Raw genomic sequence first — 13,833 nt, 5'->3', positions numbered from 1 at the left:
ACACAACCGGAGTGTGATCGTTGATCACCGGGAGGTTGTGAGCCTGATTTCAGAGATCAATCAGGCTAGGGCCACTTTTCATGACAGAACAGCAGCAGCAGCACGGGGAGACCCTGTGCGCCGTGGATCTTTCCGCATCCGAACTTCCGGCGAAGAGCCCGGACGAAGTTTTCACCACGACAATCGATGCCTCAGCTGAGGATCCTTCCGGATTTGCGGGGTTCGGGTTCAGTGAAGCGCTGCTCCGCACGCTGACTGACAAGGGCTACAGCGAACCCTCTCCGATTCAGCGGGCGGCCTTCCCTGAACTGATGCTCGGCCGCGATCTGGTTGGTCAGGCTCAGACCGGCACCGGCAAGACCGCTGCCTTCGCACTGCCCCTGCTGGAGCGTCTGGAGTCCGGCAGCTCCAGACCCCAGGCGCTTGTGCTGGCTCCGACCCGTGAGCTGGCCATGCAGGTGGCCGACTCGTTCAAGGCCTACGCCGCCGGTCATCCCCATCTGAAGGTGCTGGCGGTCTACGGCGGCTCGGATTTCCGCTCCCAGATCCAGACCCTGCGCCGCGGGGTTGATGTGGTGGTGGGGACCCCTGGACGGGTGATGGACCACATGCGCCAGGGAACCCTGGACACCAGTGGCCTGCGCAGCCTGGTGCTGGATGAGGCCGATGAAATGCTGCGCATGGGCTTCATCGACGATGTCGAATGGATTCTCGAGCAGTTGCCTGAGCAGCGGCAGGTGGTGCTCTTCTCGGCCACCATGCCGCCCGAGATCCGAAGGCTTTCAAAGCGTTATCTGAAGGATCCGGCCGAGGTGACGATCCGGACAAAGGATCAGGAGGGGCGTCGGATCCGCCAACACTCGATCACGGTGCCGATGAGCCACAAGCTGGAGGCCCTGCAGCGGGTTCTCGATGCCTGGGGTGGGCAGGGAGTCATCATTTTCGCCAGGACCAAGGCGATCACGCTCACCGTCGCCGAGACGCTTGACGGCAACGGACATCAGGTGGCCGTGCTCAATGGCGATGTACCTCAGAACCAGCGTGAGCGAACGGTGGAACGCCTTCGCAGTGGATCCATCGACATCCTGGTCGCCACCGATGTGGCGGCCCGCGGCCTGGATGTGGATCGCATCGGACTGGTGATCAATTACGACATGCCCTTCGACAGCGAGGCTTACGTGCACCGGATCGGCCGAACCGGTCGCGCCGGCCGGTCCGGAGAGGCGGAGCTTTTCGTGACCCCCCGTGAGCGTCGATTCATCAGCAATCTCGAGCGCGCCACGGGCCAGCCGATCGAGCCCATGGAGGTGCCGGGGAATGCGGCGATCAATCAGGGGCGTCTCGATCGGCTTCACCAACGTCTCAGTGATGCCGTGCAGAGGGAACGACCTTCAGAGGAGGAATCCGCTCTGCTTAAGGAGCTGATCCAGCGCATCGGAACCGAGCGCGACATCACCCCTGAGCAGCTGGCCTACGCGGCCCTCAATCTGGCGATCGGTCCGGAACCGCTTCTGCGCCAGCAGGGGGATGACGAGTGGATTCAGAACAACAGCCGTCGCGAGCGTGATCGTGATCGTGACCGCAAGAACGGTGATCGTCGCGGAGAGCGGTCGAGCCGGCCTGCAGAGGAGTCGATGCAGCGTTACCGGGTTGAAGTCGGCCATCGGGACCGGGTCAAACCGGGCAATCTTGTGGGCGCCATCGCCGGCGAGACAGGACTTCAGGGCCGCATGATCGGTCGCATTCAGATCTTTGAAGATCACAGTTTCGTCGATCTTCCGAAGGGGATGCCAGAGGATATCTTCAGCAATCTGCAGAGGTTGAAAGTGATGAACAAGCAGCTGCATATCACTCAGGCCAAATGACAACGTCGCTGACAGCAGCTGTTCTGGGCCTTCTGCTCGTGGCCCTGCCAGCTTCCGCTCAGGAGGACGAAACGATGATTAAACGTTTCTGTCTTGCCGCATTCGATGCGGCCATGAAGCAAGCAGGCAAAACGCCTCCTGCCGGTATGGGGGAATCCACCTGCGATTGCTTCATCCAGCAGGTGAATCAGGGGGCAGGACTCGATGCCGCCAAGCAGACCTGCACGGCTGAGGCCATCAAGGCGTCTAAGAGCTGACCTGGGGGGTCACGCGTCGTTCCGCCAGAGCAAGTTCCTCCACCACACGGATCAGCTCCAGCTGCACGTCCGGAAGGCTCTCTCTGATCAGGGTGTTCAGAAGCACCAGTCGATCGCACGGGATCAACTCTCCGTCAGTCGTCCAGTGCAGGGCTTGAAGTGAAAACGACGACATACGCTGATCCACTGTCAGGGTCTTCTGACAATGGGGGCAAACATCGCTCCCATGTCATGGTCTTTTTATTTGCTTCTCTTTTTCGTGTTGAATCGTGCGAGGGCCCTGTAACGTCAGAGAGCTGACGCCTGAGCACCGGAACTCCGACCTTTTCGGAGCCGGCTCTCGCGGTTGAGCACATCCAAAGGTTCCACGTTCATGACCATCTACATCGGCAATCTCTCGTTCCAGGCCGAACAGGAGCACCTGTTTGACCTGTTCAGCGAGTACGGCGAGGTCAAGAACTGCAGCCTCCCTCTCGACCGTGAGACCGGCCGCAAGCGCGGTTTCGCCTTCGTTGAGATGGTGAATGACGAAGACGAGCAGAAAGCGATCGACGACCTCCAAGACGTCGAGTGGATGGGTCGGATGATCCGAGTGAGCAAAGCCACTCCACGCGAGCGCTCAGGTGGCCCCCGCGGTGGCGGTGGCGGTGGCGGCGGTTATCGCAACTGACCTGGAGGCCCCAGGCGGCACCGTCCTGAAGTTCCAGCGCGATCTCCTGGTTCTTTGTCCAGGAGAGGTCCGCTGCTGACGATGTTGAAACAGTGACGGATCCAACCCTGAGGACGATTGCAGACAGGCCCCCTCTGAGGCGTTTGCTTGGCCATCTGGCGCCCCAGAGACGGCTGGTGATCACGGCTGTCAGTTGTTCCCTTCTGAACAAACTGTTCGACCTGGCGCCTCCAGCACTGATCGGTCTGGCGGTCGATGTGGTCGTGCGGGGCCAGCAGTCATTGCTGGCCGGCTTCGGTATCAGCGGCGCTACGAACCAACTCGGCGTTCTGGCTCTGCTCACCATGGTGATCTGGAGTGCCGAATCACTGTTCGAATACCTGTACGGAATCCTCTGGCGCAACCTTGCTCAGACCACGCAGCACAGCCTGCGCCTCGAGGCCTACGCCCATCTCCAGAGGTTGGAATTGGCCTTCTTCGAGCAGGACAGCAGCGGACGGCTGCTGTCGGTGCTCAATGACGACATCAACCAGCTGGAGCGGTTCCTTGACCGTGGTGCCAACGAGATCCTGCAGCTTCTCACCACGGTTCTGGTGGTTGGGATCGGCATGGCGGTGATCGCACCTGGTGTGGCGGTGTTCGCCTACCTGCCGATTCCTGTGATCCTTGTCGGGTCGCTGCGCTTTCAGAAGCGCCTGCAGCCCCGTTACCGGGACGTGCGGGCCCGAGCTGGTGATCTGGCGGCGCGGCTGTCCAACAACATCGGCGGCATGCTCACGATCAAGAGCTTCACTGCCGAGGCGCTTGAGCTGGAACGGCTGCGAGGAGAAAGTGAGGCCTACCGACAGAGCAATGCCAGAGCGATCCGTCTGTCAGCCGCCTTCATTCCGCTGATTCGTTTCGCGATCCTGTTCGCTTTTCTGGCGATCCTGCTGGTCGGGGGCTTCAAGGCGGTCGCCGGCGAGTTGGAGGTCGGCACCTACAGCGTGCTGGTTTTCATCACCCAGCGACTGCTTTGGCCGCTCACCACCCTGGGCCGCACGTTGGACGACTACCAACGTTCCATGGCCTCCACCCGTCGGGTGCTGGACCTGATCGACACCCCGATTGGCATCCGGAGCGGTCCAATGGTTCTGGACCGGCGGCTGGTGCGTGGGGAGCTGCGTTTCGAGGCGGTGGACTTCGCCTATGACCAGCGACCTCCGCTCCTGCAGGACTTCAATCTGGTGCTGCCCGCAGGCAGCACGATCGGCATCGTCGGTTCCACCGGCTCCGGCAAGAGCACGCTGGTCAAGCTGCTGCTGCGCCTCCACGAACATTCCGGCGGTCGCATTCTTCTGGACAGCCGCCCGATCGAGACACTGCGTCTCGAGGATCTTCGCCGGGCGATCGCCCTGGTCAGCCAGGACGTCTATCTCTTCCATGGAACGGTGGCGGAAAACATCGCTTACGGCAGCGATGCGGCCGATCCTGCAGCGATCGCACGTGCGGCCCGACTGGCCGAGGCGGCGAGCTTCATCGAGGAGTTGCCCCATCGCTACGAGACCCTGGTGGGTGAGCGGGGTCAACGTCTATCCGGTGGCCAGCGTCAACGCATCGCTCTGGCCAGGGCGATTCTCAAGGATGCTCCGATTCTGGTGCTCGATGAAGCCACAGCAGCTGTGGACAACGACACCGAGGCAGCGATCCAGCGTTCTCTGGAACGGATCACCCGTGATCGCACGACCCTTGTGATCGCCCATCGCCTGAGCACGATCCGGCATGCCGATCGCATCGTGGTGATGGAGCGGGGACGCATCGTCGAGCAGGGCCTCCACGATGATCTGCTCGCCCTCGGTGGCGTTTACACGAACTTGTGGCAGGTGCAGGCCGGGGAACGGGCTTGCGCTTCCTGAAGAGCCCGTTGCCTGCGGTCGGACCGTTGAGCATGCTTGAGCGTGACTTACCTGGCTCTGCCATCAGTCCATGGCGATGGATGCCTCGGTCAGCCACGTAATGCACCACCCCCTTGGGGTGTTCGCTCTGTTGGTGGCGATCAGTGCGGCCGTGCCGCCCCTGATCCGACGCCTCGGTTTGCCTGATCTGGTCGGTCTGTTGCTGGCGGGCGTGCTGATTGGCCCCCATGCCCTGCAGTGGGTGGACACCGACAGCGAGACGGTGCGGCTGCTCTCTGATCTGGGTGCTGTCTATCTGCTGTTCACGATGGGGCTGGAGATCGACCTGGAGGAGTTCAACCGGGTCAAGCGCCGCTCCTTCATCTACGGCTTGCTGATCCTTCTGATCGGAGTGGCCACTGGGGTTTCCATCGGATGGATGGCGGGCTTCGCGGGGGTGTCCTGCCTCTTGCTCGGGGCGTTGATGGCCACTCACACGCCGCTGGGCTACCCGATCGTCCGCAGCTACGGAGCTCAAAAGGATGAGGCGGTGGTGGTGAGTGTCGGAAGCACGATCTTCACCGACATCGTCGCGCTGTTGTTGCTGGCGGTTGGCCTTGGTCTGGGCAAGGGGGATCTCAGTGGGGCGGGCCTCACCTGGTTGCTGGTGAAGATCGGCCTGTTCGCCCTGATGGTGGTGCTGGGGATCCGCTGGCTGGGACAACGGCTGGTGATCCGCGGGATCAACGATGAAAACAGGATGGTTCTGGCCGTGCTGGTCGCCCTGTTCCTGGCGTCCCTTGGGGCGGAGCTGGCGGGGGTGGAGAAGATCGTCGGCGCCTTCCTTGCTGGACTGGCGGTGAATTCGGTTCTCCCGGAGGGGAGGGTCAAGGAGCAGGTGATCTTCATCGGGAGTGTTCTGTTCATCCCGATCTTTTTCATCGACCTCGGCCTGCTGCTGGATGTGGGAAGCCTCGGGGAGAGCCTGTCCAACTATCAGTTCACGGGCCTGATGCTGGTGGGAGCGATTGGCGGCAAGGGACTGGCCTCCTGGATCAGCGGAGCTCTGTTCGGTTATCGCCGGTCGCAGATCCTGATGATGTGGTCGCTCACCATGCCCAAGGTGGCCGCCACCCTCGCCACGGCATTCATCGGTTTTCAGGCGGGATTGCTGAATCAGATGGTGCTCAATGCCGTCCTCGCCGTGATGGTGGTGACCGCCACCCTCGGCCCGATCCTCACGGAGCGGTCGGTGACGCGCTTGACGGAGGATCTGCAGGGCATGGTGCCGACCAGCTTCGGGGAGCAGGCTGCCACCGCTGACGGAGTCAGTGAGGTCGTGCAGCGACCGTTGCGGATCGTGGTGCCCATCGCGAACCCCGGCAATGAAGGGGGACTGCTCAACATTGCGTCGCGGCTGCTGCGTGGATCAGCTGGTGGGGAGGGATTGCTGCTGCCTCTCGCCATGGTCAATCCCAGTCTCGAGGAGGTGCGCGGCGGCCTCAACCGCGCTGTCGTCGCGGCCCGTGGTCGACTGGCTGCCGCAGCGGCGATCGGCAGTTCCCTGCAGGTTCCAACCCGAACCCTGTTGCGACTCGACGAGGACATCGCCGGGGGCATGAGCCGCACCGCCCTTGAACAGTCGGCGGACCTGCTGCTGATCGGAGCCGGACGGGCTGACCAGCTACGGGCCTGGTTCCTCGGAGACATCGTCGATGGGGTCTGCCGCACCGCCCATTGCCCCGTCGTGGTGGTGAACCTCGGGCGTCAGCGCGTCACCGCCCTCAGCCGCATCCTGGTACCCATCAAGGATCTCTCCGCCAGCGCACGCGAGCAGTTCGAGCTGGCCCTGAGGGTGATCAACACAGCGGCGCTGGAGGAGCGCACCCGCATCACGTTGCTGCATGTGCATGATCCCCGCTTCAGTGGGCAGGACCGGCGCTGGATGGAGGAGCAGCTGATCCGCTGGAGGCCTCAGGGGATCCCCGCAGAGCGCTTTCACATCGTGATCGTGCGCGGGCCAGGCATCGATGTGGCGATCCATCGCCTCAGCCGTGAGCATGACCTCGTGATCCTTCGCACACAGCGCAGACGGGTGGCCGGCTTGCCGATCCCCGGCAGCGACCGCACGAGCAAGTTGATCAGTCAGCTCCCCTGCGCGGCGATAGTGATCAGCGATCCGCTGGTCTGACCATCCAGAACAAAAGGTTAAGACAAGGTCAAGTTCTGGTTATGGTGTAGAAATGACGTTCCAGTCTTCGCCGAAGCCGCGTCGACCCCTCTGGGTTGCGGCTTTCATCGGCCTGTCTGGAGGGTTGTTGCTTTCGGTGCCGCTCAGCCGCTTGAGCGGTGATCAGTCCGTCGCGTCGATGCCTTTGCCGCTCGGAAATCCCTTCGGCAGCTGGGCTGGTTTTGGGCCGAAGGAGGTTGTCGTGCTGGGCCGGGATGCGAGCGGCAGCAACACCGATGTGATCTTCACCGTCAGGGTCCAGGGAGGTCGCACGACGATCACTCAGATTCCCCGTGACAGCTACATCGACAGCGATGGCTTCGGAGCCATGAAGATCAACGGTCTGCTGGCGAGAGGAGGTGCGGAGGCGGTGGAGCGAGAGCTCACGCGATTGATGAACCGTCCGATCCGTCATCACATCGTGGTCCGGTTGGATGCGATCGAGACGCTTTCCGACATGGTCGGCGGCATCGAGGTCGACGTGCCGAAGCGGCTCTACTACGTCGACCGCAGCCAGGGTCTGGTGATCGATCTCCAGCCGGGTCGACAGATTCTCAGAGGCGGGGACCTGGAGGGGTTCCTGCGCTGGCGTCAGGATGGGCGGGGGGATGTCGGCAGGCTTGAGCGCCAGCAACTCGCGTTGAAGGGACTGTTCGAGCGGATGCGGCAACCTCAGAATCTGATTCGCCTTCCGGCTTTGATCGCCGCCGCGGGAGGTCAGCTCCAGACGGACCTCGGTCCGGTGCAGATGGGCGGTTTGATCGCCGCGATGGGGACCACCGATCTGGAGACCAATCGATTGCGGGCCAGGCCGTTCTATCGCGGGGGCATCAGCTATCTGGACACGGAATGGCCGGCGAGGGACCCCAGCGGTGCCGAGGCCAGCGAGGCAAGCAGCCGCCGCTTTCGATTTCTGTTCTGAATCTCGCCAACGGGCTTACACCAGCAGATTCAGTGAGCGCACTACCCGTCCGCAGAGATCGCTGACTTTCGGCCAGCGCTCTTCGTTGGTGCTGGTGGCCAGGGTGTAGAGACGCCCGCGGTCCACCACCACCGTTGCCAGCTCGTGGCGGTCACGATCCTCCAGGTGCACGGCGTACTCCAGGTCATAAAACGTGTGTCCGTTGGTTTCACGCTCCCCGGCTTCGATCAGCTCGGCTGTACGGCCGCTACCTGCGGTGGCGATCACCTCACGGCGCAGCCTCTCTCCCACCGCCACCGCGCTGCCCAGCTCGCTGAGGTCGTTGCTTTCGTCCACTTTGTTCACCATCAGGCTCACGGTCTCGTCGCTGTGGATGAGGTCGTGAAACACAACCCTGGGGCCGTTGCTCACCTGCACCTGGGTCCAACCTGTTGGGTAGAGGAAAGCGAAGCGACCGTCGGGGCTCTGGTACGACTGCAGTCCGGCGGTCGGACCGGCTGCGCAGGCTCCCAGGGTGAATGCCAGGGCTGCACAGGCCAGCAGTCGGGTGAGGGATCGGAACAGCTGCATCGTGGCCTGAACGGATCGGGGCATTCTGCCTAGAGTCTGATTATGCGGCGGCAGACCCCTGAGCGGCTTCACCCGACCGTTGGCCCGACTGATCGATCAGTTCGAACGGCTGCCCGGCATCGGACCCCGCACGGCCCAGCGTCTTGCCCTGCATCTGCTCAATCAGCCGGAGGAGCAGATTCATCAATTCGCTGATGCTCTGCTGGCGGCGCGCACTCAGGTGGGCCAGTGCCAGACCTGTTTTCATCTCTCGGCGGAACCCCAGTGCGAGATCTGTCGCAACCCGGAGCGGACCAACGGTCTTCTCTGTGTGGTGGCGGATTCCAGAGACCTGCTTGCGATGGAGCGCACCCGGGAATTCCGTGGGAGGTATCACGTTCTCGGTGGCCTGATCTCGCCGATGGACGGGATCGGCCCTGAGCTGCTTCAGGTGACATCACTGGTGGAACGTCTCGGCAGGGAGGATGTCACCGAGGTGATCCTGGCGCTGACCCCCAGCGTCGAAGGCGACACCACCAGTCTGTATTTGGCGCGACTGATCAAGCCGTTCTGTCAGGTGAGCAGGATTGCCTATGGGTTGCCGATGGGCAGCGAGCTCGAGTTCGCCGATGAAGTCACGCTGAGCCGGGCTCTGGAGGGGCGTCGACCGGTCGAATGAACCGAATCCCTCAATCTGAAAGGAGCCTGAGAACCCACTGAGAAACACGACAGATGACGGTGTGAACCTTGAAGGACTGCCTTAAGACTTGATGGGTCAGGTCCTTCCCGATGACGTTTCCGCTCTTCTGGCTTCCCCGCCGGCGTTCCCTCAGCTCCCGGGAGATCCGCTTCGAGCGCCACCATGAAAGGGCGGCCCGTGCTGTCGAGCTGTTGCCACAGCCGCTGCCACCTCTGGTTGCGATGGAGCTGCCTGCGCCGATCGATCCATTCGCTCCGGAAATCGTCGCGGTCCCTGACATTCCCGAGCCGTTGAGCGCGGTGCAGGAAGAGCTGGATCAGATGGCCCAGGCCCTGGCACCTCCGGAGCTGCCAGGGCCTGCATTGGAGATCCCTCCGTTGGACGTTCCTCCGTTTGACAGGCCTGAGCTTGCTGCTCCCGCGTTGGGCGCTGTTGCGCTGAACGGTGCTGACTTCGGGGCCCTCAACCCCGACCCACAGCCGACGGTGGTGGCCCGATGGAACGAGCTGGCTCTGCAGGCGATCCGGGCGGATAAGCCCGTGCCAACCGTGATCACGCGCGCCCTGCATCTGGCCCACGCTGCGATGTACGACACCTGGGCGGCGTTTGATCCCATCGCCAAGGGGGCCTACACCGATCTGCGCCGCAGCAGCCTGACTCCTCAGCGGACGATTGAACGGGCGATCAGTCATGCGGCGCATTCCGTTCTCTCGGATGTGTTTCCCCACCACAGCGATCGATTTGATGACCTGCTGGAGCAGCTTGGCTTCGATTCCGTTCGACATCCGATGGCGCGTTTCGGCCGGCAGGTTGCCGAGTCGGTGCTGTCAGCGAGGGCTGAAGACGGCTCCAATGCAGGCAACGGATACGACGATCCGTCGGGCTATGCCTCCATCAATCAGGAGGGGAGTGGGGAGTTCGATCCCAACCGCTGGACTCCGCTGCGAATTCCCAACGGCTCGGCCGTGGATGAGAACGGGATTCCCATCGCCACGGATGATCCCTCGACCTACACCCTGCAGAGTCCGCTGACCCCGCATTGGGGCGATGTCACTCCCTTTGCAATCAGCGATGGCGCCGCTTTTCGTCCGGTGGCCCCCCCTCAGCTGGGTGATTTTTCGGTGTACACCGATGCGACAGGCTTCACGTCCACCAACGATGAGGCCTACAGGCGCCAGTTCACTGAGGTCGCCGCCATCAGTGCCACGCTGACCGCCGAGCAGAAAGCGATCGCTGAGTACTGGGCGGATGGGCCTCTCAGTTCCACACCTCCGGGGCACTGGAATGAATTTGCTCATGATCTTTCAGCCCGCGAGGAGTACGACCTGGCAGATGACGTGAAAATGTTCTTCGCCCTGAACAATGCGTTGTTTGATACCGGTATCGCCGTATGGGATGCCAAATATGCCCACGATTATGTTCGCCCTCAGACAGCGATCCGTCATCTTTTCGAAGATCAGGAGATCATCGCCTGGGCGGGACCAAACAAGGGATCGCAGACCATTCTCGGTCAAGACTGGCAGCCCTATCAGGATGTGACCTTCGTCACGCCTGCCTTCCCTGAATACACATCGGGCCATTCCGGCTTTTCATTCGCTGCCGCAACGGTGCTCGAGGCTTACACCGGTTCAGATGTGCTGTTTGATGGACACAGCCGCGGGGTGCAGGATCTGGATGGTGATGGAGAGCGGGATCTGATTGGTGCCTGGTCGACGGATGAGTTGTCCTTTGAGGAGTACGACGGAGACACGATCCGTCTGAGCTGGAACACGCTCTGGGATGCGGCGGCGGAGGCTGGACGCTCGCGTCTGTACGGTGGGATTCATATTCAGGACGGCGATCTCCGAGGCCGTGCCATGGGTCAGCAGGTGGCGGAAACGGTCTGGGGTCAGACGGAATCCTTGTTTTCAGGTTTCGGTGAAACCTCTCAACTGATCTGACTCGCCGTTGGTCCCCCCTGCGGATGTCGTGTTGTCCGAACAATCTCGTCAGTTGAAGGATGTGGTTGGGTGCATCCAGCAGTGAAGCTGATGACGTCCAGCGGAATCGCGTCCGCATCACCCCTTCTGCGTCATGGCTTCCATCACCGGATTCAACAGTCGCAGGGGCAATCGCTCCGGCAGACAGGGTTCCGCTTTTGACTGGAATCTATCCCGGTTGCTTGATCGTTTCGAAAATATTGTCAGCTCAGAAGTTGATGAAGAGTTGTCCGATGATCTGATCGCTGAATTTGATTCTGTTACACCTTCAGAGTTCATCGAGTCGATAACGGAAATTTCTGATTCCGTTGATGTGTTCGCTGGCTCCGAGTCGGCCGGGATCCCGGCCCCCTTGATACTGGATCGGATTCGGGATCTGCTGGAGCAATCGATGGGGAAGATCAACAATTTCAATAACAATGCCAGTTTCAATGAGCCTGTCAGTTTCAGCCTGACCCGTGAGCAGCGCTCTCTGGATGGTTTGATCACCGGGGATCGTGACTCGGGAAGCGAGGCGGTGCGGGGTACGCAGGGGGACGATTTGATCGGTGATGGCGTGGGTAGGGCATGCTGTGCGGGCTCGGCGGTGCTGATGATTTCGTCTTTGATGACGCTGAGGGCGATCGACTGCTTCTGGATGATGCCGTCTTCGGTGAGGAGGCTTCCCTGGGGGTTGCGGAATCACGTCGACAGTTGAAGCAGATGATCAATGTTTCGGATTTCGATCTCCTCTACTTCGAGCCGAAGGGACGCCTGTTCTTCAATGAGAATGGAGAGGAGAGCGGCTTTGGAGACGGGGGCCTTCTTTGCACCATGAAGAATGCCGGTGAGATCACAACCGATCAGATCGCTCTGGTCTGATCCCGTGGAGCTTGGGTCGGTCGTTGGTTCAGCGAGCTCTCAGGGAATCCTTTCCGGCCCCTCAAGTACGTGCTGGATGCCGTGAGGACAGTGGAGCGAAGGGTGAGAACCCTCCCAATCACACCACTGAACCGTGACGACGACGACGCTGACCTCTCGAGAAAGCGCTGTACTCCAGCTGCTCTGCGAGGGATGTTCGAACCGAGAGATCGGGCGGGAACTTCATATCGCGGAGACCACAGCCCGGGACTACGTTCAATCAGTGATTCACAAGATGAACACCCGCAACCGCACCTCGTGCGCGGTGGAAGGAATCCGGCGGCGACTGGTGTCCTGACGGGCAACAGCAATGAGTTTTGTAGCAAAAATCACACTTCCCTGAAATCAGGGCAAAATTGAAGTCGCTGGTGGCATCGCTCCGGGTGGGTTCACCCTCCTGGCCACCGGCTCCCACCACCCGCTGCTGTCGCGGTCAGAATCAGGGCTGGTCAGCTCACTGCATGAGCAAGTACAGCGCCATTCCCCCTGCCGAAAGGCTTCCCGAATGGCTTCGCCGCCCGATCGGGAATGCTTCTGACCTGGAGCGGGTTCAAGGCCTGGTGAAGCAGAACAGGTTGCACACGATCTGCGAGGAGGGGCGCTGTCCCAACCGCGGCGAGTGCTATGCATCCGGCACGGCCACCTTCCTTCTGGGGGGATCGATCTGCACCCGTAGCTGTGCCTTCTGTCAGGTCGAGAAGGGGCAGGCGCCGATGCCGGTCGATGCCGGCGAGGCCGTGCGAGTGGCCGAGGCCGTGGAGGCGATGGGGTTGCGTTACGTCGTGCTCACCGCCGTGGCCCGCGATGACCTCGACGACCATGGCGCCGGGTTGTTCACGTCGACGATGGCCGCGATCCGGCAGCGCAATCCGCTTGTGGCCATTGAGGTGCTCACCCCGGATTTCTGGGGGGGGGTTAAGGATCAGGAGCAGGCCCTGGCTGCGCAGCGACAGCGGCTTGCCAAGGTGCTGGCCGCCGAACCGGTGTGCTTCAACCACAATCTGGAGACTGTTGAGCGTCTGCAGGGTGAGGTGCGGCGCGGAGCCACGTATCGCCGTTCGCTTGGACTGTTGGAGACGGCCAGGACGCTTGCGCCGCGGATTCCAAGCAAGTCCGGACTGATGCTCGGACTCGGCGAGACCAGGGATGAGGTGATCCGTGCGATGCAGGATTTGCGTCGTGTCGACTGTCAGCGCCTCACACTGGGTCAGTACCTGAGACCCTCTTTGGCCCATATCCCTGTGGCCCGCTACTGGACGCCCGAGGAATTCGCGGAGCTGGGGGAGGTCGCCCGGGAGCTGGGGTTTGACAAGGTCAGCAGCGGTCCTCTGGTGCGGAGCAGCTATCACGCGGCGGACTGACGCCAGCGCTGCTCGCTCAGGGTCAGAACCGAGCAGCAGTCCGCGCACATCAGAAGTCCGGCACCGCCCCACACCAGACGCAGAGGGAGATCCACCGGCGCTGCTGCCACCTCCCGCACCGCTGTGAAACCGCGCTGCCGGAAGTAACGCACCAGCCGTCTGTGCTGGCGGTCGTCGTCACGAATGGCCAGAAGCCTGGCCCGGCGGCAGGGGGTGCTCTCCAGAGCCCAGGCCATGGTTGCGGCCCAGATCAGATCTCCGACTCCGCTCGGAGCTGAGGGCAACACCCGCATCGTGTCCAGTTGCAATCCGCTGATGGCGGGATAGGCCCAGCCTTTCAGTTCCCCGAGCAGTCGTGGCGGACCATCCGAGTGGCGTGATGCCACCACGAGCCTCAGGGCCCAAAGCCCGAGCGGCCGATTCAGCCTGATGCGTAGCAGCAGTCCTCTGTCGCTGGCGTCCGATTCCAGGTCAGCGAGTTGAGGAACGTCGGCACATCCGGATGTCATGGGCCTCCATCAGGGCC

15 protein-coding genes are annotated in these 13,833 nt (G+C 62.0%); 12 read left to right on the top strand and 3 right to left on the bottom strand.

The features are described from left to right. Nucleotides 1–80: 80 nt before the first annotated feature. Both SynA15127_RS08235 and SynA15127_RS08230 read left to right on the top strand, forming a co-directional pair. Entirely contained in the window at nucleotides 81–1,865 is a 1,785-nt protein-coding gene (locus SynA15127_RS08235) for a DEAD/DEAH box helicase (RefSeq protein WP_186483651.1), read from the top strand. Further along, nucleotides 1,862–2,122 carry a hypothetical protein gene (locus tag SynA15127_RS08230; protein ID WP_255475441.1) on the top strand — a complete coding sequence of 87 codons (261 nt, stop codon included), beginning with the start codon at nucleotides 1,862–1,864 and terminating at the stop codon, nucleotides 2,120–2,122. The genes SynA15127_RS08235 and SynA15127_RS08230 overlap by 4 nt, the downstream gene beginning before the upstream one ends. On the opposite strand, the gene SynA15127_RS08225 is transcribed toward SynA15127_RS08230, so the two are convergent. Continuing rightward, nucleotides 2,112–2,249: a hypothetical protein gene (locus tag SynA15127_RS08225; protein ID WP_255475440.1), complete on the bottom strand. Its 138-nt coding sequence runs from the start codon at nucleotides 2,247–2,249 to the stop codon at nucleotides 2,112–2,114. The genes SynA15127_RS08230 and SynA15127_RS08225 overlap by 11 nt on opposite strands. Nucleotides 2,250–2,495: 246 nt before the next feature. Here SynA15127_RS08225 and SynA15127_RS08220 point away from each other — a divergent pair, with 246 nt between their 5' ends. The 4 genes from SynA15127_RS08220 (at nucleotide 2,496) to SynA15127_RS08205 (ending at nucleotide 7,818) form a co-directional block, all read left to right on the top strand. Next, nucleotides 2,496–2,792, top strand: a complete 297-nt coding sequence (locus tag SynA15127_RS08220) for an RNA-binding protein (RefSeq protein ID WP_186483649.1) — start codon at nucleotides 2,496–2,498, stop codon at nucleotides 2,790–2,792. Nucleotides 2,793–2,884: 92 nt separating this feature from the next. After that, nucleotides 2,885–4,687 carry an ABC transporter ATP-binding protein gene (locus SynA15127_RS08215; protein ID WP_186483648.1) on the top strand — a complete coding sequence of 601 codons (1,803 nt, stop codon included), beginning with the start codon at nucleotides 2,885–2,887 and terminating at the stop codon, nucleotides 4,685–4,687. A 70-nt stretch (nucleotides 4,688–4,757) separates the two neighbouring features. Further along, entirely contained in the window at nucleotides 4,758–6,857 is a 2,100-nt protein-coding gene (locus SynA15127_RS08210; RefSeq protein WP_186483647.1) for a cation:proton antiporter, read from the top strand. 52 nt (nucleotides 6,858–6,909) lie between these two features. Beyond that, on the top strand, nucleotides 6,910–7,818 hold the full coding sequence (locus SynA15127_RS08205) for an LCP family protein (protein ID WP_186483646.1): 909 nt from the start codon (nucleotides 6,910–6,912) through the stop codon (nucleotides 7,816–7,818). Between the two features lie 15 nt (nucleotides 7,819–7,833). Here SynA15127_RS08205 and psbP read toward each other — a convergent pair whose 3' ends face one another. After that, entirely contained in the window at nucleotides 7,834–8,412 is a 579-nt protein-coding gene (gene psbP, locus SynA15127_RS08200; RefSeq protein ID WP_043691545.1) for a photosystem II reaction center PsbP, read from the bottom strand. A gap of 55 nt (nucleotides 8,413–8,467) precedes the next feature. Here psbP and recR point away from each other — a divergent pair, with 55 nt between their 5' ends. The 6 genes from recR to lipA all read left to right on the top strand — a co-directional run bounded on the left by recR (nucleotide 8,468) and on the right by lipA (nucleotide 13,307). Beyond that, entirely contained in the window at nucleotides 8,468–9,046 is a 579-nt protein-coding gene (gene recR, locus SynA15127_RS08195) for a recombination mediator RecR (RefSeq protein WP_186483645.1), read from the top strand. A gap of 110 nt (nucleotides 9,047–9,156) precedes the next feature. Continuing rightward, the gene (locus tag SynA15127_RS08190) at nucleotides 9,157–11,007 is read left to right on the top strand and encodes a vanadium-dependent haloperoxidase (protein WP_186483644.1); all 1,851 of its coding nucleotides are present in this window, start codon (nucleotides 9,157–9,159) and stop codon (nucleotides 11,005–11,007) included. 133 nt (nucleotides 11,008–11,140) lie between these two features. Then, nucleotides 11,141–11,743 (top strand): hypothetical protein, encoded by a 603-nt coding sequence (locus tag SynA15127_RS08185; protein WP_186483643.1) that lies wholly within the window; start codon nucleotides 11,141–11,143, stop codon nucleotides 11,741–11,743. 5 nt (nucleotides 11,744–11,748) lie between these two features. Beyond that, nucleotides 11,749–11,907, top strand: coding sequence for a hypothetical protein (locus SynA15127_RS08180; RefSeq protein ID WP_186483642.1), 159 nt, complete (start codon nucleotides 11,749–11,751; stop codon nucleotides 11,905–11,907). A 133-nt stretch (nucleotides 11,908–12,040) separates the two neighbouring features. Continuing rightward, nucleotides 12,041–12,244: a response regulator transcription factor gene (locus tag SynA15127_RS08175; RefSeq protein WP_043691542.1), complete on the top strand. Its 204-nt coding sequence runs from the start codon at nucleotides 12,041–12,043 to the stop codon at nucleotides 12,242–12,244. A gap of 163 nt (nucleotides 12,245–12,407) precedes the next feature. Next, nucleotides 12,408–13,307 (top strand): lipoyl synthase, encoded by a 900-nt coding sequence (gene lipA, locus SynA15127_RS08170; protein ID WP_186485648.1) that lies wholly within the window; start codon nucleotides 12,408–12,410, stop codon nucleotides 13,305–13,307. Here lipA and SynA15127_RS08165 read toward each other — a convergent pair. Next, the gene (locus tag SynA15127_RS08165; RefSeq protein ID WP_186483641.1) at nucleotides 13,292–13,816 is read right to left on the bottom strand and encodes a hypothetical protein; all 525 of its coding nucleotides are present in this window, start codon (nucleotides 13,814–13,816) and stop codon (nucleotides 13,292–13,294) included. The genes lipA and SynA15127_RS08165 overlap by 16 nt on opposite strands. Nucleotides 13,817–13,833 lie beyond the last annotated feature (17 nt).

Source organism: Synechococcus sp. A15-127 (assembly GCF_014280215.1).
GTDB lineage: Bacteria > Cyanobacteriota > Cyanobacteriia > PCC-6307 > Cyanobiaceae > Parasynechococcus.
Note: the sequence above shows the minus strand (reverse complement) of the source record. Positions and strands in the feature narration are given on the sequence as shown.

Excerpts from the sequence above, each read along its gene's own strand:
- SynA15127_RS08235 (WP_186483651.1), top strand. The coding sequence starts at position 81 with ATGACAGAACAGCAGCAGCAGCACGGGGAGACCCTGTGCGCCGTGGAT.
- SynA15127_RS08230 (WP_255475441.1), top strand. The coding sequence starts at position 1,862 with ATGACAACGTCGCTGACAGCAGCTGTTCTGGGCCTTCTGCTCGTGGCC.
- SynA15127_RS08220 (WP_186483649.1), top strand. The coding sequence starts at position 2,496 with ATGACCATCTACATCGGCAATCTCTCGTTCCAGGCCGAACAGGAGCAC.
- SynA15127_RS08210 (WP_186483647.1), top strand. The coding sequence starts at position 4,758 with ATGGCGATGGATGCCTCGGTCAGCCACGTAATGCACCACCCCCTTGGG.
- SynA15127_RS08205 (WP_186483646.1), top strand. The coding sequence starts at position 6,910 with ATGACGTTCCAGTCTTCGCCGAAGCCGCGTCGACCCCTCTGGGTTGCG.
- psbP (WP_043691545.1), bottom strand. The coding sequence starts at position 8,412 with ATGCCCCGATCCGTTCAGGCCACGATGCAGCTGTTCCGATCCCTCACC.
- SynA15127_RS08190 (WP_186483644.1), top strand. The coding sequence starts at position 9,157 with ATGACGTTTCCGCTCTTCTGGCTTCCCCGCCGGCGTTCCCTCAGCTCC.
- SynA15127_RS08185 (WP_186483643.1), top strand. The coding sequence starts at position 11,141 with ATGGCTTCCATCACCGGATTCAACAGTCGCAGGGGCAATCGCTCCGGC.
- SynA15127_RS08180 (WP_186483642.1), top strand. The coding sequence starts at position 11,749 with ATGATCAATGTTTCGGATTTCGATCTCCTCTACTTCGAGCCGAAGGGA.
- lipA (WP_186485648.1), top strand. The coding sequence starts at position 12,408 with ATGAGCAAGTACAGCGCCATTCCCCCTGCCGAAAGGCTTCCCGAATGG.
- SynA15127_RS08165 (WP_186483641.1), bottom strand. The coding sequence starts at position 13,816 with ATGACATCCGGATGTGCCGACGTTCCTCAACTCGCTGACCTGGAATCG.